We start from the raw sequence: 20,459 nt of genomic DNA, 5'->3' as shown, positions 1-20,459 counted from the left end.
GCCTGTGATATCGCTTTCGCGAGCAGGCTCGCTCCCACAAGGGAAATGCATTTCAAATGTGGGAGCGAGCCTGCTCGCGAAGGGGCCCTTCAATACACCGCCAACGCCTTGGCCAACCGCTTGCCCCGCGCCCCCGCTGCCAGATCCATCACCGCCTGATCCCGCCGCCACATCGCCGCCCACTCCGGCGGCCCCTCGGCCAGCGCTTCATTCACCTCAGTTTTGAGCGCCTCGAACTGCGCAAACAACCCACCGAGCAACACATGCCCGGCCGGGCTGTTCGGTGCCTGACGACTGACTTCCGCGCAACCGGCCAGCAACGCCAGCAAGCGCAGTTGCAGGGTTTGCGGCCAGTCGCTGTCCTGACCGACACCATACAACCAGGCGGTCATGGCACTGAGTACACAGATGTCTTCCAGGGTGCGGAACGGTTTGACATACGCATCCCAACCATCCCCCGCCAGCAACTCGCACAGCGCGTTATCCAGAAACAACCGGCCATGGCTGATATCCGGCATCAAGGGGATTGCCGGAAGTTTTTCCACCCGCACACCCGGCTCATCGGGATAGACCACCGCCAGGCTCAGGCGCGGATCGTCGCCGGGTTGTTCGCTGCGGGCGGCGATCAATAGCCAGTCGGCGGCATCACCTGCGGTGACGAAATCCTTTTGCCCGCTCAAGCGCAAATCCCGCAGTCGGGTCTGCATGTCCGCCACTCGCAGGCTGCGTTGCTCGGTGGCACACAGCGCGCCGAGGCTCATCGGCGCGCTCGGCCAGAGCATGCGCAACGCCGCCTGATACCCCACCAGAAACGCCAGCCCCGGCGTCGCCATCAGCCGCCCGCCGGCCACGGCCAATTCAAACGGGGTGACGTTGCCCAACAGCTGCAACAGGGTCACGAACCCTTCGCCCAGGTCCGGGTCCGCGGGCAAGCGATCGCGGCGTTTCAAGAGGGTTTGCCAGGGCATAAGAGGCTCCTTGTGGGCTGTCATATAAGCATCACCAAAGCTTAACGGCGATGACACCGGGGCTACATAGCCTGACTTTGCACAACAAGGCTGGATAAAGAAAGTCGATCCGCTGTAACCCAAAGACGGGTGAGCAGCCCGCACGGAGATTCGCCATGACTCAGATCGCCCGCATCAGCGACACCGGCAACGAACGCCGCCTGCAAGCCGAACGCCTGGTGGGCGCCGAGGCTCTGCAAGAAGCACAGGCCTTGCGTTTCAACGTATTCAGCGGCGAATTCAACGCCAAGCTGAAGGGCGCGGAGCTGGGTCTGGACATGGATGACTACGACGTTCATTGCGCCCACATCGGCGTGCGTGACTTGAACACCGGGCGCCTGGTGGCGACCACCCGCCTGCTCGACCACACGGCCGCGAGCAGCCTGGGCAAGTTCTACAGCGAAGAAGAATTCAGCTTGCATGGCCTGGTCCATCTGCAAGGCCCGATCCTGGAAATCGGTCGCACCTGCGTCGACCCGGCCTACCGCAACGGCGGAACCATTGCCGTGCTCTGGGGCGAACTGGCCGAAGTGCTGAACCAGGGCGGCTACAGCTACTTGATGGGTTGCGCGAGCATCCCGATGCAGGACGGTGGCATCCAGGCCCATGCGATCATGCAGCGTCTGCGCGAACGCTACCTGTGCACCGAACACCTGCGGGCCGAACCGAAAAAACCGCTGCCGACCCTGGACATTCCTTCGAACGTCATCGCGGAAATGCCGCCACTGCTCAAGGCCTACATGCGCCTGGGGGCGAAAATTTGCGGCGAGCCGTGCTGGGACGAGGACTTCCAGGTCGCGGACGTGTTCATTCTGCTCAAGCGCGACGAACTCTGCCCGCGCTACGCCAAACACTTCAAGGCGGCCGTGTAATGCGTCGGTTGCGCGTGTACGCGCGAATCGCCCGGGTGTTGCTGGTGGTTGCGCTCGGCCTGAGCATGGCCAGCGTGTTCGGCGTGTTCGAACGCCTGGGCCTGGCTCACTCGATGGTCCGTCGACAACGCTGGTCACGGTTTTTCATGGCGCGCCTGAGCAATGCCCTGCCCTTCGATGTGACCGTGCACGGTGAGTTGCCGAAGACGCCGATGCTGTGGGTCAGCAACCACGTGTCCTGGACCGACATCCCGCTGCTCGGAATGCTCACGCCGCTGTCGTTCCTGTCCAAAGCCGAAGTGCGCACCTGGCCGGTGGCGGGCTGGCTGGCGGCCAAAGCCGGTAGCCTGTTCATCCGCCGCGGCTCGGGTGACAGCCAGTTGATCCGCAAACAGATGACCCGCCACCTGCAACAGGAACATCCGCTGCTGATGTTCCCGGAAGGCACCACCACCGATGGCCGTTCCCTGCGCACCTTCCACGGTCGCCTGCTGTCGGCGGCGATTGATTCCGAGGTGAAACTGCAACCGGTGGCGATCCGCTATGTGCGCGACGGCGAAGCCGATACGCTGGCGCCATTCATTGGCGATGATGATTTGCTGTCGCACCTGATGCGCTTGTTTGCCAATGATCGCGGCAATGTGGAAATCCATCTGCTCAAACCGATCCCCTGCGAAGGCCGCGAACGGGCCGCGCTGGCGTTCGAAGCGCAGCAGGCGGTGCAGAAGGAGTTGTTTGGTGAAGTGACGAAACCTGCCGAACCACGGCGTGCCGGCGAACTGATCGCCGCATAAGCGCTTTTCTGTGGGAGCAAAGCTTGCTCGCGATGGGATCACCGCGGTTTAACTGAAGACCGCGTTATCCTTCATCGCGAGCAAGCTTTGCTCCCACAGGGGTTGGTGTCAGCGGTTTTGGGCGAAAGCCTGAAGCTGCGGATAGAACAACCGGAAATCCTCGCTCAACGGCTCATACAACACCCGCAACTCCTGCATCGCAGCGGCCAGTTCCTCCGGCCGGGTCAAGCGCCGTGAAATCCCCCGCAGCACCTGCTCCAGCACTTCAAACTCCCGATAGGAACCCAGCCAGTCATTGGCCACCATGTGCGGCGCGATCCTCGCCAGGCGCTCGGGCAGTTGCGGCTGAGTGGACAGCACCCGGTACACGTCCGAAGTGAACAGCTCCAATGGCCGGTCCGCGTACAACGCCCAGTCCCGTGCCAGGCAGTGGTCGAAAAACACGTCAAGGACGATCCCGGCGTAACGTCGGCGCGTCAGGGTAAAGCGCGACAACGAGGCATCCACCAACGGATGGCGGTCGGTGAAGACGTCGATGCTGCGATGCAACTGGATGGCCGCCTCGATCTCAGGATCGAATTGCCCCAGCAGCCGTCCCTTGACGAAATCGCCATACAGACTGCCGAGCAATTGACCGGGACGCTGGCCACCGAGGTGAAGATGTGCGAGATAGTTCATGGGCGCAGCTTAGCACTGCAGCCTTGTTTCTTTACAATCAACGTATCGTTATAACCCGATATATCGATTTACGCGGTCGTCAGACCGAAATCATATTGGTATATCGCGAAATACCGATTTAAAGTTCGCCTCATCGCGATATAGCGTTTTACTAATCACGAGCCCCCGACCATGAACCTTGACCTCGACGAAATAATAAAAGCCCTGGCGCACCCGGTACGGCGAGAAATCCTGCACTGGCTCAAAGACCCGACCGTCGAATTCCCCGATCAGTCTCACAGCAACGAGCACGGCGTTTGCGCCGGGCAGATCGATCAACGTTGCGGTCTGTCGCAGTCCACGGTGTCCGCACACCTGGCGACCCTGCAACGCGCCGGCCTGATCAGCAGCCGCAAGGTCGGCCAATGGCACTTTTTCAAACGCAATGAGGAAACCATTCAGGAGTTCCTCCGCATCTTCAGTAAAGAGCTCTGACCCTTCACGTCAGTCGGCCGACAAGGAATTAAACAATGCCCCTCTCGCTACTCATTCTGGCGTTAAGCGCCTTCGCCATCGGCACCACCGAATTCGTCATCATGGGCTTGCTGCCCAACGTGGCGGCCGACCTCGGTGTGTCGATCCCCGGCGCCGGCTGGCTGGTCACCGGTTACGCGCTGGGCGTGGCCATTGGTGCGCCGTTCATGGCGCTGGCCACCGCCCGGCTGCCGCGCAAGGCCGCCCTGGTGGCGTTGATGGGCATTTTCATTGTCGGCAACCTGCTCTGTGCGGTGGCCAGTGATTACAACGTGCTGATGTTTGCCCGTGTGGTGACGGCGCTGTGCCACGGTGCGTTTTTCGGCATCGGCTCGGTGGTGGCGGCAGGCCTGGTGCCGGCCAACAAACGCGCATCGGCCGTGGCCCTGATGTTCACCGGCCTGACCCTGGCCAACGTCCTCGGCGTGCCGCTGGGTACAGCCCTCGGTCAGCAAGCCGGCTGGCGCTCGACCTTCTGGGCGGTGACCGTGATCGGTGTGATCGCGCTGATCGGCCTGATTCGTTTCCTGCCGGCCAAACGTGACGAAGAAAAACTCGACATGCGCGCCGAACTGCGTGCCCTCAAAGGCGCCGGCATCTGGTTGTCCCTGAGCATGACCGCGTTGTTCGCCGCCTCGGTGTTCACCCTGTTCACCTACGTCGCGCCACTGCTGGGCGAAGTCACCGGTGTCTCGCCCCGTGGCGTGACCTGGACCCTGATGCTGATCGGCCTGGGCCTGACCGTCGGCAACATCATCGGCGGCAAACTGGCTGACAAAGGCCTGGCCGCGACGCTGATTGGTGTCTTCGTCTCGATGGCCGTGGTGTCCACGGTGCTGACCTGGACCAGCGTCGCGCTGATCCCGACCGAAATCACCCTGTTCCTCTGGGCCACCGCGTGTTTCGCCGCCGTGCCCGCCCTGCAAGTCAACGTAGTGACCTACGGCAAGGCCGCACCCAACCTGGTCTCGACCCTGAACATCGGCGCGTTCAACGTCGGCAATGCCCTGGGCGCCTGGGTCGGCGGCAGCGTCATCGCCCACGGTTTCGGCCTGACCAGCGTGCCCCTCGCGGCAGCCGCACTGGCGGTACTCGCCCTGTTGGCGACCCTGATCACTTTCCGTCAGAGCGGTAATCCCGAACTGGCTCCAGCGACTAACTGATCTCCATAAGAGAGCTATTAAATGACGACTATTTTCGATCCGATCAAACTGGGCGACCTCGAACTGGCCAACCGCATCATCATGGCCCCGCTGACCCGCTGCCGCGCCGACGAAGGCCGTGTACCCAACGCGCTGATGGCCGAGTACTACGTTCAACGCGCTTCGGCGGGCCTGATCCTCAGCGAAGCCACCTCGGTTACCCCGATGGGCGTCGGCTACCCGGACACCCCGGGCATCTGGTCCAACGATCAAGTGCGCGGCTGGACCAACGTGACCAAAGCAATCCACGGCGCGGGCGGCAAAATCTTCCTGCAACTGTGGCACGTCGGCCGGGTTTCCCACGAGTCGTACCTGAACGGCGAAAAGCCGGTCGCCCCAAGCGCCATCCAGCCCAAAGGCCATGTCAGCCTGGTTCGCCCATTGGCCGACTACCCGACCCCACGCGCTTTGGAAACCGCTGAAATCGCCGACATCGTCGATGCTTACCGCGTCGGTGCCGAAAACGCCAAGGCCGCCGGTTTCGACGGCGTGGAAATCCACGGCGCCAACGGCTACCTGCTCGACCAGTTCCTGCAAAGCAGCACCAACCAACGCACCGACCAATACGGCGGTTCCCTGGAAAACCGTGCGCGCCTGTTGCTGGAAGTGACCGATGCAGCGATTGAAGTCTGGGGCGCCGGCCGTGTCGGTGTGCACCTGTCCCCGCGTGCCGACTCCCATGACATGGGCGACGACAACCTGGCCGAAACCTTCACCTATGTGGCTCGTGAACTGGGCAAACGCGGCATCGCGTTCATCTGCTCCCGCGAGAAAGAAGGCGCCGACAGTCTCGGTGCGCAACTCAAGGAAGCCTTCGGCGGCCCGTACATCATCAACGAGCGTTTCACCAAGGACAGCGCCAATGCCTGGCTGGCGGCCGGCAAGGCTGATGCGGTGGCCTTTGGTGTGCCGTTCATCGCCAACCCTGACCTGCCGGCTCGCTTGAAGGCCGATGCGCCGCTGAACGAAGCGCGTCCGGAACTGTTCTACGGCAAGGGTCCGGTCGGCTATATCGACTATCCGACGTTGTAATCGTCAGCCCCTGAAACGCAAAAGCCCCGGACTCGAAAGAGCCGGGGCTTTTGCGTTTCCGTAGGAGCAAGCCTGCTCGCGATGGGCGTCAACGATAACGCGCCCTGTCTGGATGACCGGGTTGTCGGGACGTTTTTCGCGAGCAGGCTCGCTCCTACAGGGGGAAGAGTACATTCGGGGAATCAGGTCGGCTATCAGGCCGCCATCGCCGGCAAGCCAGCTCCCACAGGGATTCGAATACATCTGCAAAATCAGGTCGGCTCGTAGGCCGCCTTCGCGGGCAAGCCTCGCTCCTACAGGGGGGCGACACAAAATCCCTACAAAATACTGAGCTTGCTACCTGTCAACCTGTCAAACGTAAGTATATAAAAGCACCCTTCTGCGGTGGAGCGCATGAAGAACCGTTCATCCAAGGCCTCGACGGTTGACACACACGACGCCGAGTACGCATGTTGTTTCATTTACGCAGGCTGGGGCTGAAACGCAGCATGTCCAGCCCGGTATCGACCCATCGTTCGGCCTCGGTGTGCAGTTCGTAGCTGTCGGGCGCGAGCAACCATTGGTACAGAAGGCCGTCTATATAGGCATGGATGCTGATAGCGGCGCGGGCGGTGTCGAGATCTTCCGGCAACTGGCCACGGTTCACGGCATTACGCAGGGTCAGGCCGATCCGCGAGTTGCATTCAAGGCTGGCCGCGCGCCGCTGCTGGCGCAGGTCGCACATTTCATCGGTGAATTCGCACTTATGAAACAGAATCTCGTTGATACGCCGGGTCTTGGGATCCAGCGCAACTTCATGAAACAAATGAATCAGCAGCCTGCGCATGCAACCCAGTGGGTCGAGTTCGTCTTCGCTCTCGGCGGCCTTGGCCAGCTCATCAAGGGGCTCCTTCAAGGTATCGAGCATGGCCTGCACCAGATCGGCCTTGTTGCTGAAATGCCAGTAGATGGCGCCACGGGTAACACCGGCCAGGGTCGCGATGTCCGCCAGCGTCGTACGAGCCACGCCCCGCTCGAAAAAGGCTTTTTCGGCCGCTTCGAGTATCTGGCTGCGGGTTTCTTGAGCTTCCTCTTTGGTGCGACGAACCATGGCAGTACAACCTCAATCAGGATGCTTCAGCGATGTCTGAATATCAGCTGAATAAATGCGGGGTGAACGCTCTTGGGTATCGTCCCCGGGCTTACAATTCCAACCTTGCGACGGCCTCTGTAACGGCGAGGATACACAGCCAAGGTATTTACAAACAACCGTGAATGTAAGTATATTCCTTAGCAAGCTACTTATCCACCCGGCACCCATTTTTTAAACCTTCCATCTTTTCTTGTGCGTTTGTTTCGCGCCTGACCCGAGGATTTTCATGCAATTCAAGCCAGCTGTTACCGCTCTGGTCGCCGCCGTCGCCCTTGCTGCACTGCTCAGTGGATGCAAAAAGGAAGAAGCGGCACCGGCCGCACCACCGCCTCAGGTCGGCGTCGTCACCCTGCAGCCGCAAACGTTTACGTTGACGTCTGAACTGCCGGGCCGCACCAGCGCGTTCCGCATCGCCGAAGTGCGCCCGCAGGTCAACGGCATCATTCTCAAGCGTCTGTTCAAGGAAGGCGGCGAGGTCAAGGCCGGCCAGCAGCTGTACCAGATCGATCCGGCGGTCTATGAAGCGACCCTGAAAAGCGCCGAAGCCAACCTGCGTTCGACCAAATCGATCTCCGACCGCTACCAGCAACTGGTCAACGAGCAAGCGGTGAGCCGTCAGGAGTACGACACCGCCGTGTCCAACCGCCTGCAATCGGAAGCCGCGCTGCAAACGGCGCAGATCAACGTGCGCTACACCAAGGTCTACGCGCCATTGACCGGCCGTATCGGTCGCTCTTCGGTGACCGAAGGCGCATTGGTCAGCAACGGCCAGACCGAAGCGATGGCGGTCATTCAGCAACTTGACCCGATCTATGTCGACGTCACCCAGTCCTCGGTCGAGCTGTTGCAGCTGCGCCGCGAGCTGGAAAGCGGCCGTCTGCAAAAGGCCGGCGACAATACTGCGGCGGTCAAGCTGACCCTTGAGGACGGTAGCCAGTACCAGCAGGAAGGCAAGCTGGAATTCTCCGAAGTCTCGGTTGACCAGACCACCGGTTCGGTGACCCTGCGTGCCGTGTTCCCGAACCCTGATCACACACTCCTGCCCGGCATGTTCGTGCACGCCCAGCTGAAGGCCGGTGTGAACAGCGCGGCAATCCTGGCCCCGCAGCAAGGCGTGACTCGCGACCTCAAAGGTTCCCCGACCGCGCTGGTCGTCGGCCCCGACAACAAGGTCGAACTGCGTCAGCTCAAGGCCAGCCGCACCGTCGGCAACCAATGGCTGATCGAAGACGGCCTGAAAGCCGGCGATCGCCTGATCACTGAAGGACTGCAATTCGTCAAACCTGGCGTCGAAGTCAAGGCCAGTGAGGCGACCAACGTTGGCGCAATAAACCCGGCCCCCGTGAAAGCAGCTGAACAGGCTTCCGCCGGCAAAGGGGAGTAAACCATGTCGAAATTTTTTATCGACCGTCCGATTTTCGCCTGGGTAATTGCCCTGGTGATCATGCTGGTCGGGGCACTATCGATCCTCAAACTGCCGATCAACCAATACCCGAGCATCGCGCCACCGGCGATCGCCATCTCCGTGACCTACCCGGGCGCTTCCGCGCAGACCGTGCAGGACACCGTGGTGCAGGTAATCGAGCAACAACTCAACGGTATCGACAACCTGCGTTATGTCTCGTCGGAAAGTAACTCCGACGGCACCATGACCATCACCGCGACCTTCGAGCAAGGCACCAACTCCGATACCGCGCAGGTTCAGGTGCAGAACAAGCTGAACCTGGCCACCCCGCTGCTGCCGCAAGAAGTGCAACAGCAAGGTATCCGCGTCACCAAGGCCGTGAAGAACTTCCTGCTGGTGATCGGCGTGGTGTCGCGTGACGGCAGCATGACCAAGGACGACCTGTCCAACTACATCGTGTCGAACATGCAGGACCCGATCTCGCGGACCGCCGGTGTCGGTGACTTCCAGGTGTTCGGTTCCCAGTACGCCATGCGTATCTGGCTCGACCCGGCCAGGTTAAACAACTACAACCTGACCCCGATCGACGTCAAAACCGCGATCGCCGCGCAAAACGTGCAAATTTCGTCCGGCCAGCTCGGTGGCCTGCCTGCCATGCCCGGCACGCAGCTGAACGCGACCATCATCGGCAAGACCCGCTTGCAGACCGCCGAGCAGTTCAACAAGATCCTGCTCAAGGTCAACAAGGACGGTTCCCAGGTTCGCCTCAAGGATGTCGCCGACGTTGGCCTGGGTGGCGAGAACTACAGCATCAACGCCCAGTTCAACGGCGCCCCGGCTTCCGGTCTGGCGGTGAAACTGGCCAACGGTGCCAACGCCCTCGACACGGCAAAAGCCCTGCGCAAGACCATCGACAACCTCAAGCCATTCTTCCCGCAAGGGATGGAAGTGGTGTTCCCGTACGACACCACGCCGGTGGTGACCGAGTCGATCAAGGGTGTGGTTGAAACCCTGGTCGAAGCGATCGTGCTGGTGTTCCTGGTGATGTTCCTGTTCCTGCAAAACTTCCGCGCCACCGTGATCACCACGATGACCGTGCCGGTGGTATTGCTCGGTACGTTCGGCATCCTCGCCGCCGCCGGTTTCAGCATCAACACCCTGACCATGTTCGGTATGGTGCTGGCCATCGGCTTGCTGGTGGACGACGCCATCGTCGTGGTGGAAAACGTCGAACGGGTAATGAGCGAAGAAGGCCTGTCGCCCAAGGAAGCCACCAAGAAATCCATGGGGCAGATCCAGGGCGCTCTGGTCGGTATCGCCCTGGTGCTCTCGGCGGTACTGCTGCCGATGGCGTTCTTCAGCGGTTCCACCGGTGTGATTTACAAGCAGTTCTCGATCACCATCGTCTCGGCCATGGCCCTGTCGGTACTGGTGGCACTGATCTTCACCCCGGCGCTGTGCGCCACCATGCTCAAGGCGATTCCGAAAGGCGAGCATGGCACACCGAAACGCGGGTTCTTCGGCTGGTTCAACCGTAACTTCGACCGTGGCGTACGCAGCTATGAGCGCGGCGTGGGCAACATGCTGGCGCGCAAGGCCCCGTACCTGCTGGCCTACATCATCATCGTGGTCGGCATGATCTGGCTGTTCACCCGCATTCCGACGGCGTTCCTGCCGGAAGAAGACCAGGGCGTACTGTTTGCCCAGGTGCAGACCCCGGCCGGTTCGACGGCCCAGCGTACCCAGGTGGTCGTTGACGAGATGCGTGAATTCCTGCTGCGTCCGGGCAAGGATGGCGGTGAGGGTGATGCGGTGAACTCGGTGTTTACCGTGACCGGCTTCAACTTCGCCGGCCGTGGCCAGAGTTCGGGCATGGCGTTCATCATGCTCAGGCCGTGGCACGAGCGAAACGCCGACAACAACGTGTTCAAGGTGGCGGCCCGTGCCCAACAGCACTTCTTCACCTTCCGTGACGCCATGGTGTTCGCCTTTGCGCCACCGGCGGTACTCGAGCTGGGTAACGCCACCGGTTTCGACGTGTTCCTGCAAGACCGCGCCGGTATTGGCCACAACAAGCTCATGGAAGCCCGTAACCAGTTCCTGGGCATGGCCGCGCAGAGCAAAGTGCTGACGCAGGTGCGTCCGAACGGCCTGAACGACGAACCGCAATACCAGTTGGAAATCGATGACGAGAAGGCCAGTGCCCTGGGCATTACCATCGCCGACATCAACAACACCCTGTCGATTGCCCTGGGCAGTAGCTACGTCAATGACTTCATCGACCGCGGTCGGGTGAAGAAGGTATACGTACAAGGCCGCCCCGGTGCACGCATGAGCCCTGAAGACCTGCAGAAGTGGTACGTGCGCAACCGCGAAGGGACCATGGTGCCGTTCACGGCGTTCGCCAAGGGTGAATGGATCTACGGCTCGCCGAAGCTGGCCCGTTACAACGGCGTGGAAGCGATGGAAATCCTCGGTGCCCCGGCGCCAGGTTATTCCACCGGTGAAGCCATGGCCGAGGTCGAAGCCATTGCCCAGAAACTGCCGGCGGGTGTCGGTATTTCCTGGACCGGCCTGTCCTACGAGGAACGTCTGTCCGGCTCCCAGGCGCCTGCGTTGTACGCCCTGTCGCTGCTGATGGTGTTCCTGTGTCTGGCGGCGTTGTATGAAAGCTGGTCGATCCCGATTGCGGTGATGTTGGTGGTACCGCTGGGGATCATCGGGGCACTGATGGCCACCAGCCTGCGCGGCCTGTCCAATGACGTGTACTTCCAGGTGGGCCTGTTGACCACCATCGGCCTGGCGGCGAAAAACGCCATTCTGATCGTCGAATTCGCCAAGGAACTGCACGAACAAGGGCGCAGCCTGCGCGATGCGGCCATCGAAGCCTGCCGCATGCGTCTGCGACCGATCATCATGACCTCGCTTGCATTCGTTCTCGGTGTGGTACCACTGGCTATATCCACGGGCGCAGGCTCGGGTAGCCAGCATGCGATCGGTACCGGTGTGATTGGCGGTATGATCACCGCCACCGTGCTGGCGATCTTCTGGGTCCCACTGTTCTTCGTCACTGTATCGTCCATGGGCCAGCGCAAAGTCGCCGACCAGGACGCTGCCTTTGAACCTTCTAAAGAGGCTGGCTAATGAGCAAGTCGCTACTCTCCCTGGCAGTCGCCGCCTTCGTGCTCGGTGGCTGCTCGTTGATACCTGATTATCAGCGGCCGGACGCGCCGGTGGCAGAACAATACCCGCAAGGCCCGGCGTATTCGCCGGCCCAGGCGCCCGCACAGGCCGCTGCCGAACAAGGCTGGAAGCAGTTTTTCCATGACCCGGCATTGCAGCAGCTGATTCAGGTGGCCCTGGAAAACAACCGTGACCTGCGTGTCGCGGCCCTGAACATCGACGCTTTTGCGGCTCAATACCGCATCCAGCGCGCCGACCTGTTCCCGGCCGTTTCGGCCAATGGCTCCGGCAGCCGTCAACGGATTCCGGAAAACTCCTCGCAAACAGGTCGGTCGGGCATCGTCAGCGCCTACTCGGCCACCGTCGGTATCAGCGCCTATGAACTCGACCTGTTCGGTCGGGTTCGCAGCCTGAGTGAAGAAGCGCTGCAGAAGTACTTCGCCACCGAAGAAGGCCGGCGCAGCACCCAGATCAGTCTGGTGGCCAGCGTGGCCAATGCCTACCTGACCTGGCAGGCCGACAAGGAACTGTACAAGCTGACCCAGGACACCCTCGCCACGTTCGAGGAGAGCTACAAGCTCACCGCCCGCAGCAACGAAGTGGGAGTTGCCTCGGCCCTGGACCTGGCGCAGTCGCGGACCTCGGTGGAAAACGCCCGTGCGCAACTGGCCAAGTACACCCGCCAGGTTGCCCAGGATGAAAACAGCCTGGTGCTGCTGCTCGGCACCGGTGTCCCGGCTAACCTGCAAGCGGCCAAGCCGCTTGACGACGACTTGCTGAGCGACGTTCCGCCCGGCCTGCCGTCGGACTTGCTGCACCGTCGTCCGGACATCCTGCAAGCCGAGTACAACCTCAAGGCCGCCAACGCCAACATCGGCGCGGCGCGCGCTGCATTCTTCCCGAGCATCAGCCTGACAGCCAACGCCGGGACCCTGAGCCCGGACCTGTCCGGTCTGTTCAAGGGCGGTTCGGGCACCTGGCTGTTCCAGCCGCAGATCAACCTGCCGATCTTCAACGCCGGCAGCCTGCGCGCCAGCCTGGATTACTCGAAAATCCAGAAAGACATCGGTGTGGCGAACTACGAGAAGTCCATTCAAACGGCCTTCCAGGAAGTCGCCGACGGCCTGGCCGCGCGCCAGACCTATGTCCAGCAGCTGGAAGCACAAACCGACTTCGTCCGCGCCAACCAGGACTACTACCGCCTGGCCGAGCGTCGTTACCGCATCGGTGTCGACAGCAACCTGACCTTCCTCGATGCCCAACGCCAACTGTTCAGTGCCCAACAGGCGCTGATCACGGACCGTCTGGCGCAGTTGGTCAGCGCGGTCAACCTGTACAAGGCCCTGGGCGGTGGCTGGAACGAACAAACGGCGCAGAACGAGCCGTTGAAAGAAGAAGCGCCGAAGATGCGGTTGTTCTGATAGCACTGTGAAAACACGAAGCCCACCTTTTGGTGGGCTTTTTGTTGGCTGCGGGAAAAGTGTGTTGATTGTTCTGGCCTCTTCGCGAGCAGGCTCGCTCCCACAATGGACCGCATTTTTCCTGAAGGAACTCGATCCACTGTGGGAGCGAGCCTGCTCGCGAAAGGGCCGGCACAAACGACACATACCCACTCATCTTTCGTTCGATAATCGCCCAAAACCCACTTTTACAGATTGAACCATCTAGTACATTCACAGCACCATCGGCCTACAAAACCAATAACAACAGGTTCGACACCATGCCCCCGCGCCCTGCCCTGTCCGGCTGATCCCCAGGCTTTACCCAGCGATGTCGACTTCATGTCTGCACCCTCCCCGGCTGCGGCACCACCCCGTTTCATCCCCAAGAATTAGAGAGCCCGAACCCATGACGCCTTCTACCGCACAGTATTTCGTTCCCAGCCTGATTGCCCTGTCCCTGGCCGGTGCGGCCCTGCCCGCCCAGGCCGAGGAATCAGGCTTTGTCGAAGGCGCCAAGGTCAACCTGAACCTGCGCAATTTCTACATCAACCGCAACTTCACCAACCCGACCAAGGCCCAGGGCAAGGCTGAGGAATGGACACAGAGTTTCATTCTCGACGCCAAGTCCGGGTTCACCCAGGGCACCGTCGGCTTTGGTATGGATGTGCTCGGTTTGTATTCGGTGAAGCTCGACGGCGGCAAAGGCACCGGCGGTACGCAACTGTTGCCGCTGGACCACGACGGCCGCCCGGCGGACAACTTCGGCCGTGCCAACGTGGCGTTCAAGGCAAAGCTTTCGCAGACCGAAGTGAAGGTTGGCGAGTGGATGCCGGTGTTGCCGATCCTGCGCTCCGACGACGGTCGCTCCCTGCCGCAAACCTTCCGCGGCGGCCAGATCACCTCGAAGGAGATCAATGGCCTGACGCTCTACGGCGGCCAATTCCGCCAGAACAGCCCGCGGGACGACAGCAGCATGGGTGACATGTCGATGACCGGCAAAGCCGCGTTCACCTCGGACCGCTTCAACTTCCAGGGCGGCGAATACCTGTTCAACGAAAAGCGCACTCAGATCGGCCTGTGGAATGCCGAACTCAAGGACATCTACAGCCAGCAATTCATCAACGTGATCCACAGCCAGCCCATCGGCGACTGGACCCTGGGTGCCAACCTCGGTTTCTTCTACGGCAAGGATGACGGCAGCGCCCGCGCCGGCGAGCTGGAGAACAAAACGATGTATGGCCTGCTCTCGGCCAAGTATGGCGGCAGCACCTTCTACGTCGGACTGCAAAAACTCACCGGGGACAGCCCGTGGATGCGGGTCAACGGCACCAGCGGCGGCACCCTGGCCAACGACAGCTACAACTCCAGCTACGACAACGCCGGGGAGAAATCCTGGCAAGTGCGCCACGACTACAACTTCGTCGCCCTCGGCGTGCCGGGCCTGACGCTGATGAACCGCTACATCAGCGGCGATAACGTACACACCGGCAGCATCACCGATGGCAAAGAATGGGGACGTGAGTCGGAACTGGGCTACACCGTGCAGAGCGGTGCGCTGAAAGACCTGAACGTCAAATGGCGCAACTCAACCATGCGCCGTGACTACAGCAACAACGAGTTCGACGAAAACCGCCTGATCATCAGCTACCCGATCAGCCTGCTGTAACTCTCACTGCCGTCATCGCGGGCAAGCCCCCTCCCACAGGTTCTGTATGTGCTCCAAAATTAGAGCATTACACAAAACCTTGTGGGAGCGGGCTTGCCCGCGATGGCGTCAGATCAGGCACCGCAATTCGCCAGAATCACTCCCGCGATTCAACCCCCAACTCATCCCACACCGACTCGGCCAGGTGGAAGGTCGCATTGGCCGCCGGGATGCCGCAGTAGATCGCGCTCTGCATGATCACTTCCTTGATCTCGCCACGGCTGACGCCATTGTTGGCGGCGGCGCGCAGGTGCAGTTTGAGCTCACCCTCGCGGTTCATGCCGATCAGCATGGCGATGGTGATCAGGCTGCGGGTGTGGCGCGGCAGGCCCGGGCGGGTCCAGATGTCGCCCCAGGCATGGCGGGTGATCATTTCCTGAAACTCCGAGTTGAACTCGGTCAGGGTGGTCAGGCTGCGGTCGACGTGAGCATCGCCCAGTACGGCGCGACGGACCTTCATGCCCTCATCGTAACGTTGTTTCTCGTCCACGGAATTTCCCCTCAAGCCTGCAGAAATGCCAGCACGCGCTCGCTGAAGTCAGCGCCGGCCTGAACGTTGGACAAGTGCGCGGCATAGAACTCGGCGTACTCGGCACCCGGTACGTGCTCCTGGATGAAATGCCCGCCGGACGGCGGTGTGACCGCATCCTGAGTACCGGCGATCACCAGCAGCGGCGCCTTGATCGAGGACAATTGATCGCGGAAATCGGCATCGCGTACCGCCGCGCAATTGGCCGCATAGCCTTCAGGCGACGTGGCCGCCAGCATGTCGGTGATCTGCTTGGCTGCCGCCGGGTTGGCCTCGGAAAAATCCGGGGTGAACCAGCGGGCAATCGACGCATCGCGCAGGGCAACCATGGCCGCCTGACCATCACGCAGCACCATTTCGATACGCGGGTTCCAGATCGATGGATCGCCGATTTTCGCTGCGGTGTTGCACACGATCAGTTTGTTCAGGCGCTCGCCGGCGTTGATGCCCAGCCACTGGCCGATCAGTCCGCCCATGGACAGTCCGCAGAAATGCGCCCGTTCGATGTGCAACGCATCCAGCAGCGCCAGCACGTCACGGCCCAGTTGATCGATGCTGTAAGGCCCCGGTGTCACCAACGATTTGCCGTGACCACGGGTGTCGAAACGCAGCACGCGAAAATGCTGGGTGAACGCCGGAATTTGTGCGTCCCACATGTGCAGATCGGTGCCCAGGGAATTGGACAGCACCAGCACCGGCGCATCGACCGGTCCTTCAATTTGGTAGTGCAGTTCGCCCTCGGCGAGTTGTACAAAAGCCACAGCATTCTCCTTCAGGCAGTCAATGCAGAATGTTCCGCCACCGCTCGCTCGACCCAGGTACGGGCCTGACCGAGGTAATGGGCGGGGTCCAGCAGATGATCGAGTTCTTGCGCCGACAGCTCGGCAGTCACTTGCGGTTCGTCGCCGAGCACCGCGCGCAGATGGCGCTGTTCGGCCACGGCGCGTTTGCAGCATTGCTCCAGCAGGTGATGCGCGGTGTCGCGCCCGACCCGTTGCGCCAGGACGATGCTCACCGCCTCGGCCAGCACTAGGCCCTGGGTCAAATCAAGGTTGCGGGCCATGCGCCCGGCGTCCACTTCCAGCCCCTGGGTCACCAACAGCGCTTGCTTCAGGCTGCCGGACACAAGGCAGCAAATCTCCGGTAGGGTTTCCCACTCGGCATGCCACAGGCCGAGGCTGCGTTCGTGTTCCTGCGGCATGGCGCTGAACAGGGTCGAGAGTAAACCGGGTACACGGGTGGCCGCGCCGATCAGCACCGCCGCGCCCACCGGGTTGCGTTTGTGCGGCATGGTCGAAGAACCGCCCTTGCCGGGCGCCGACGGCTCGAACACTTCGCCCGCTTCCGTTTGCATCAACAGGCTGATGTCGCGTCCGAGTTTGCCAAGGCTGCCGGCGATCAACCCGAGCACCGAACCGAACTCCACCAGGCGATCCCGCTGGGTGTGCCAGGGTTGATCAGGCAAGCTCAGTTGCAACTCCTCGGCCAGCGCCCGGGCAATCGGCATCGCCTGTTCGCCCAGCGCTGCGAGGGTGCCGGACGCGCCACCGAATTGCAGCACCAGCAGGCGCGGCTTGAGTTCTTGCAGGCGCTGGCGGCTGCGGGTCACCGACCCCAGCCATCCGGCGATTTTCATGCCGAGGGTGACCGGCGTCGCATGCTGCAGCCAGGTGCGCCCGGCCAGCGGCGTAGCCACATAACGCTGAGCCTGACTGGCGAGGGTTTGCCCCAGCTGCGCCAGATCGCCGTCGATCAGTTCCAGCGCCCGGCGCAATTGCAGCACCAGGCCGCTGTCCATCACGTCCTGGCTGGTCGCGCCCAAATGCACATAGCGTTCGGCTTCGGCATCCTTACTTGCAATCTGTTTGCCCAACGCCTTGACCAGCGGAATGGCGGAGTTGCCGGCAGTGGCAATCGCTTCGCCGAGGGCGACAAAGTCGAAATGCCCGGCCTGACACGCCGCTTCGATGGGCGCCACGGCAGACTGCGGGATCAGGCCGACCCGCGCTTCGGCCCGGGCCAGCGCCGCTTCGAAATCGAGCATGGCCTGGACCCGGCCCTGATCGCAGAACACGTCGCGCATATCGCGGGCAGTGAAATAGGCATCGAACAATTGATTGCCCGGTCGATGGTTCATAAACAGTCCCTGGAAGCGCGGGCCGGTCAGGCCCGCGTAAAGATCAAAGGTCGTGGTGCAGATACGCGGCCTGTTTCGGCAAGCGCAGGCTGAACAGGAACGCCACCGCCATCATCACCGTCACGTACCAGTAGAAGGCGTTTTCCATGCCGACGGCCTTGAGACTCAAGGCCACATATTCCGCCGAACCGCCGAAGATCGCATTCGCTACCGCATACGCCAGGCCGACACCCAGTGCACGCACCTCGGGCGGAAACATTTCGGCTTTTACCAGGCCACTGATGGAGGTGTAGAAACTGACGATCGCCAAGGCCAGGGTAATCAACACAAAAGCCAGGAACGGGCTGCCGACAGTTTTCAAACTCAGCAGAATCGGTACGGTGCACAGCGTACCGAGGGCACCGAACCACAACATCGAGTTACGCCGGCCAATCTTGTCGGCGAGCATGCCGAAAACCGGTTGCATGCACATATAGAGGAACAGCGCGCCGGTCATGATGTAGCTGGCGGTCTTGGCCGGCATGCCGGCGGTGTTCACCAGGTACTTCTGCATGTACGTGGTAAAGGTGTAGAAAATCAGCGAACCACCTGCGGTGTAACCGAGCACAGTGATGAATGCGGCTTTATGGTCGCGGAACAGTGCACCGATGCTGCCGGCATCCTTGTTTTCGCGCATTTCCTTGCTGGAGGTTTCTTTCAGCGAACGACGCAGATAAAGCGAAACCAGCGCCGCCATGGCCCCTACCACGAACGGGATCCGCCAACCGTAGGCACGCAACTCGTCTTCACTGAGGAACTGTTGCAGGATCACGACGACCAACACCGCCAGCAGTTGCCCGCCAATCAGCGTCACGTACTGGAACGAAGCAAAAAAACCGCGCTGCCCCTTGAGGGCGACTTCACTCATGTAGGTGGCGGTGGTGCCGTACTCGCCACCGACCGACAGGCCCTGGAGCAAACGTGCGAACAGCAACAGAATCGGCGCCCAGATCCCGATGCTGCTGTAGGTCGGCAGGCAAGCGATCAGCAACGAGCCGAAGCACATCATCAGAATCGAGATCACCATCGAATTCTTACGCCCGTGCTTGTCTGCCAACCGACCGAAAATCCAGCCGCCAATCGGTCGCATCAGAAACCCGGCGGCAAACACGCCGGCGGTATTGACCAACTGCACCGTGGGGTTGTCGGAAGGGAAAAAGGCCGGCGCGAAATAGAGCGCACTGAAGGCGTAGACATAGAAGTCGAACCATTCGACCAGGTTGCCGGACGAGGCGCCGACAATGGCAAAGATCCGTTTTCTACGCTCTTCGCCGGTATATAGCGCGGGTGAAGCGGTTGGTGTTGTCATTGTTTTTCACTCAATGGGGACAGTGAGAGTCTAGACATACTTTGCAACAGTCCCGTTCCACAGATAGATCTGCCACATCATTCCCCCTGTGGGAGCGAGCCTGCTCGCGAATGTGGTGTGTCATTCAGCATTGATGGTACTGACACGCCGCTTTCGCGAGCAGGCTCGCTCCCACAAGGATTTACGCTGTTCTCAATAATCGAAAAACACCGTCTCAGCATCGGCACCCTGCAGAATCACATTCCACTGGTACACACCGCTCGCATCCTGCTTCGCCAGCAAAGTGCCACGACGCTCGGCCGGCACGCATTCCAGCAGAGGATCGTTCACATTCGCCGCGTCACCCTCGAAGTAAATCCGTGTCAGCAGGTGCTTGACCAGGCCACGGGCAAACACCAGCACCACCAGATGCGGCGCCTGGGTCGTGCCCTTGAGGCCTTCCACCGTGCCCGGTTTGATCGTGGTGAAACGGAAACGCCCTTCGGCATCCACCGGCACCCGGCCGAACCCTTCGAAATGCGGATCCAGGGGCTTGTCCTGATCGTCTTCGGGGTGGTCGTACTTGCCGGCGGCGTTGGCCTGCCAGACTTCCAGCATCGCGTCGTTGACGACATCGCCGTTGCCGTCGACCACTTGCCCGGAGATCGCCACGCGCTCACCCAGGGTTTGTTCGACGGTCAGGTTTTCACGGTTCAGCCAGGTCAGGCCGATGTGGTAGTACGGCCCGACGGTGTGGGACGTGGTGGCAGTCAGCGTCATCTTATTTCTCCATCGGCGTGGCGTCGCGGCCGCGCAAGACGATGTCCCAGCGATAACCGAGGGCATAGGAAGGGATGGTTTTTTCCAGGTCGAAACTGGCGATCAGTCGCTCTTTGGCGCTGGTATCGGGCACGCAGTTGTAGATCGGGTCGTACGCCAGCAACGGGTCGCCCGGGAAATACATCTGCGTCACCAGGCGCGTCAGGATGCTCGGCCCAAACAACGAGAAATGGATATGCGCCGGGCGCCAGGCGTTGTGGTGGTTACCCCACGGATAGGCGCCGGGCTTGATGGTCTGGAACTGGTACCAGCCATCGGCGTCGGTCACGGTGCGACCGGTGCCGGTGAAGTTCGGGTCCAGCGGCGCGTCGTGCAGGTCGCGGGCATGGTTGTAGCGACCGGCGGCGTTGGCCTGCCAGATCTCCACCAGAATTCCTGGCACCGGCAAGCCGTTTTCATCCAGCACGCGGCCGTGAATGATGATGCGCTCACCCAGTGGCTCGCCCTTGTGCTGGGCGGTCAGGTCGTTGTCGTTCTCGCTGACACGCTCGGCGCCGATGGTCGGCCCGGTGATTTCCGACAACGAATGCGGCAGGTACACCAAGGGCTTGGACGGCGAGCGCAGGTTGGTGGATTGGTAGGTCGGGTGCAGGTACGCAGGCTGGGTGCCTTCCTGCGGGCGACGGTAACCAGGCTTGTCGGTCATGAAACGTTCCTCAGT

18 protein-coding genes are annotated in these 20,459 nt (G+C 61.3%); 9 read left to right on the top strand and 9 right to left on the bottom strand.

Annotation, left to right across the window (positions count from 1 at the left end; translation table 11 throughout):
- Window positions 1-89: 89 nt before the first annotated feature.
- Entirely contained in the window at window positions 90-968 is an 879-nt protein-coding gene (locus LAB08_RS06110; protein ID WP_096513055.1) for an acyl-CoA dehydrogenase middle domain-containing protein, read from the bottom strand.
- Window positions 969-1,123: 155 nt separating this feature from the next.
- On the opposite strand from LAB08_RS06110, the gene olsB reads away from it, so the two are divergent.
- Window positions 1,124-1,879: an L-ornithine N(alpha)-acyltransferase gene (olsB, locus tag LAB08_RS06105; RefSeq protein ID WP_034146715.1), complete on the top strand. Its 756-nt coding sequence runs from the start codon at window positions 1,124-1,126 to the stop codon at window positions 1,877-1,879.
- Complete coding sequence (locus tag LAB08_RS06100; RefSeq protein ID WP_096513056.1) at window positions 1,879-2,673, top strand: lysophospholipid acyltransferase family protein; 795 nt, start codon at window positions 1,879-1,881, stop codon at window positions 2,671-2,673. Before olsB ends, LAB08_RS06100 begins: the two co-directional genes overlap by 1 nt.
- A gap of 108 nt (window positions 2,674-2,781) precedes the next feature.
- Here LAB08_RS06100 and LAB08_RS06095 read toward each other — a convergent pair whose 3' ends face one another.
- Window positions 2,782-3,351, bottom strand: a complete 570-nt coding sequence (locus LAB08_RS06095) for an acyl carrier protein phosphodiesterase (RefSeq protein ID WP_096513057.1) — start codon at window positions 3,349-3,351, stop codon at window positions 2,782-2,784.
- A 171-nt stretch (window positions 3,352-3,522) separates the two neighbouring features.
- Here LAB08_RS06095 and LAB08_RS06090 point away from each other — a divergent pair, with 171 nt between their 5' ends.
- The 3 genes from LAB08_RS06090 to LAB08_RS06080 are packed head-to-tail and all read left to right on the top strand — an operon-like array spanning window position 3,523 to window position 6,098.
- A complete protein-coding gene (locus tag LAB08_RS06090) occupies window positions 3,523-3,825 on the top strand; it encodes an ArsR/SmtB family transcription factor (protein WP_096513058.1) in 303 nt (100 codons plus the stop codon).
- Between the two features lie 35 nt (window positions 3,826-3,860).
- Window positions 3,861-5,027 (top strand): MFS transporter, encoded by a 1,167-nt coding sequence (locus tag LAB08_RS06085; RefSeq protein WP_096513059.1) that lies wholly within the window; start codon window positions 3,861-3,863, stop codon window positions 5,025-5,027.
- A 21-nt stretch (window positions 5,028-5,048) separates the two neighbouring features.
- Window positions 5,049-6,098: an alkene reductase gene (locus tag LAB08_RS06080; RefSeq protein WP_096513060.1), complete on the top strand. Its 1,050-nt coding sequence runs from the start codon at window positions 5,049-5,051 to the stop codon at window positions 6,096-6,098.
- Between the two features lie 457 nt (window positions 6,099-6,555).
- Here LAB08_RS06080 and emhR read toward each other — a convergent pair whose 3' ends face one another.
- Entirely contained in the window at window positions 6,556-7,188 is a 633-nt protein-coding gene (gene emhR, locus LAB08_RS06075; RefSeq protein WP_096513061.1) for an efflux system transcriptional repressor EmhR, read from the bottom strand.
- A gap of 268 nt (window positions 7,189-7,456) precedes the next feature.
- Here emhR and LAB08_RS06070 point away from each other — a divergent pair, with 268 nt between their 5' ends.
- From LAB08_RS06070 to LAB08_RS06055, 4 genes are all read left to right on the top strand, one after another.
- The gene (locus LAB08_RS06070; RefSeq protein ID WP_096513062.1) at window positions 7,457-8,614 is read left to right on the top strand and encodes an efflux RND transporter periplasmic adaptor subunit; all 1,158 of its coding nucleotides are present in this window, start codon (window positions 7,457-7,459) and stop codon (window positions 8,612-8,614) included.
- 3 nt (window positions 8,615-8,617) lie between these two features.
- Window positions 8,618-11,779, top strand: a complete 3,162-nt coding sequence (emhB, locus tag LAB08_RS06065; protein ID WP_096513063.1) for an efflux RND transporter permease subunit EmhB — start codon at window positions 8,618-8,620, stop codon at window positions 11,777-11,779.
- A complete protein-coding gene (emhC, locus tag LAB08_RS06060; protein ID WP_096513064.1) occupies window positions 11,779-13,239 on the top strand; it encodes an efflux RND transporter outer membrane subunit EmhC in 1,461 nt (486 codons plus the stop codon). Before emhB ends, emhC begins: the two co-directional genes overlap by 1 nt.
- A gap of 427 nt (window positions 13,240-13,666) precedes the next feature.
- Window positions 13,667-14,926: an OprD family porin gene (locus tag LAB08_RS06055; RefSeq protein ID WP_096513065.1), complete on the top strand. Its 1,260-nt coding sequence runs from the start codon at window positions 13,667-13,669 to the stop codon at window positions 14,924-14,926.
- A 136-nt stretch (window positions 14,927-15,062) separates the two neighbouring features.
- Here the strand turns inward: LAB08_RS06055 and pcaC are convergent, their stop codons facing one another.
- From pcaC to pcaH, 6 genes are all read right to left on the bottom strand, one after another.
- Window positions 15,063-15,455, bottom strand: coding sequence for a 4-carboxymuconolactone decarboxylase (gene pcaC / locus LAB08_RS06050; RefSeq protein WP_007976697.1), 393 nt, complete (start codon window positions 15,453-15,455; stop codon window positions 15,063-15,065).
- A gap of 11 nt (window positions 15,456-15,466) precedes the next feature.
- Complete coding sequence (pcaD, locus tag LAB08_RS06045) at window positions 15,467-16,255, bottom strand: 3-oxoadipate enol-lactonase (protein ID WP_096513066.1); 789 nt, start codon at window positions 16,253-16,255, stop codon at window positions 15,467-15,469.
- Window positions 16,256-16,266: 11 nt separating this feature from the next.
- Entirely contained in the window at window positions 16,267-17,631 is a 1,365-nt protein-coding gene (locus tag LAB08_RS06040) for a 3-carboxy-cis,cis-muconate cycloisomerase (RefSeq protein ID WP_096513067.1), read from the bottom strand.
- Between the two features lie 43 nt (window positions 17,632-17,674).
- Window positions 17,675-18,979 carry an MFS family transporter gene (locus tag LAB08_RS06035; protein WP_096513068.1) on the bottom strand — a complete coding sequence of 435 codons (1,305 nt, stop codon included), beginning with the start codon at window positions 18,977-18,979 and terminating at the stop codon, window positions 17,675-17,677.
- Between the two features lie 192 nt (window positions 18,980-19,171).
- The gene (pcaG, locus tag LAB08_RS06030; protein ID WP_096513069.1) at window positions 19,172-19,738 is read right to left on the bottom strand and encodes a protocatechuate 3,4-dioxygenase subunit alpha; all 567 of its coding nucleotides are present in this window, start codon (window positions 19,736-19,738) and stop codon (window positions 19,172-19,174) included.
- 1 nt (window position 19,739) lies between these two features.
- Window positions 19,740-20,444, bottom strand: a complete 705-nt coding sequence (pcaH, locus tag LAB08_RS06025) for a protocatechuate 3,4-dioxygenase subunit beta (protein WP_096513070.1) — start codon at window positions 20,442-20,444, stop codon at window positions 19,740-19,742.
- Window positions 20,445-20,459: the final 15 nt, after the last annotated feature.

This window comes from Pseudomonas izuensis (assembly GCF_002356535.2).
Taxonomy (GTDB): domain Bacteria; phylum Pseudomonadota; class Gammaproteobacteria; order Pseudomonadales; family Pseudomonadaceae; genus Aquipseudomonas; species Aquipseudomonas izuensis.
This window is presented reverse-complemented; position numbering and strand designations above follow the sequence as displayed.

Excerpts from the sequence above, each read along its gene's own strand:
- LAB08_RS06110 (WP_096513055.1), bottom strand. The coding sequence starts at position 968 with ATGCCCTGGCAAACCCTCTTGAAACGCCGCGATCGCTTGCCCGCGGAC.
- olsB (WP_034146715.1), top strand. The coding sequence starts at position 1,124 with ATGACTCAGATCGCCCGCATCAGCGACACCGGCAACGAACGCCGCCTG.
- LAB08_RS06100 (WP_096513056.1), top strand. The coding sequence starts at position 1,879 with ATGCGTCGGTTGCGCGTGTACGCGCGAATCGCCCGGGTGTTGCTGGTG.
- LAB08_RS06095 (WP_096513057.1), bottom strand. The coding sequence starts at position 3,351 with ATGAACTATCTCGCACATCTTCACCTCGGTGGCCAGCGTCCCGGTCAA.
- LAB08_RS06090 (WP_096513058.1), top strand. The coding sequence starts at position 3,523 with ATGAACCTTGACCTCGACGAAATAATAAAAGCCCTGGCGCACCCGGTA.
- LAB08_RS06085 (WP_096513059.1), top strand. The coding sequence starts at position 3,861 with ATGCCCCTCTCGCTACTCATTCTGGCGTTAAGCGCCTTCGCCATCGGC.
- LAB08_RS06080 (WP_096513060.1), top strand. The coding sequence starts at position 5,049 with ATGACGACTATTTTCGATCCGATCAAACTGGGCGACCTCGAACTGGCC.
- emhR (WP_096513061.1), bottom strand. The coding sequence starts at position 7,188 with ATGGTTCGTCGCACCAAAGAGGAAGCTCAAGAAACCCGCAGCCAGATA.
- LAB08_RS06070 (WP_096513062.1), top strand. The coding sequence starts at position 7,457 with ATGCAATTCAAGCCAGCTGTTACCGCTCTGGTCGCCGCCGTCGCCCTT.
- emhB (WP_096513063.1), top strand. The coding sequence starts at position 8,618 with ATGTCGAAATTTTTTATCGACCGTCCGATTTTCGCCTGGGTAATTGCC.
- emhC (WP_096513064.1), top strand. The coding sequence starts at position 11,779 with ATGAGCAAGTCGCTACTCTCCCTGGCAGTCGCCGCCTTCGTGCTCGGT.
- LAB08_RS06055 (WP_096513065.1), top strand. The coding sequence starts at position 13,667 with ATGACGCCTTCTACCGCACAGTATTTCGTTCCCAGCCTGATTGCCCTG.
- LAB08_RS06040 (WP_096513067.1), bottom strand. The coding sequence starts at position 17,631 with ATGAACCATCGACCGGGCAATCAATTGTTCGATGCCTATTTCACTGCC.
- LAB08_RS06035 (WP_096513068.1), bottom strand. The coding sequence starts at position 18,979 with ATGACAACACCAACCGCTTCACCCGCGCTATATACCGGCGAAGAGCGT.
- pcaG (WP_096513069.1), bottom strand. The coding sequence starts at position 19,738 with ATGACGCTGACTGCCACCACGTCCCACACCGTCGGGCCGTACTACCAC.
- pcaH (WP_096513070.1), bottom strand. The coding sequence starts at position 20,444 with ATGACCGACAAGCCTGGTTACCGTCGCCCGCAGGAAGGCACCCAGCCT.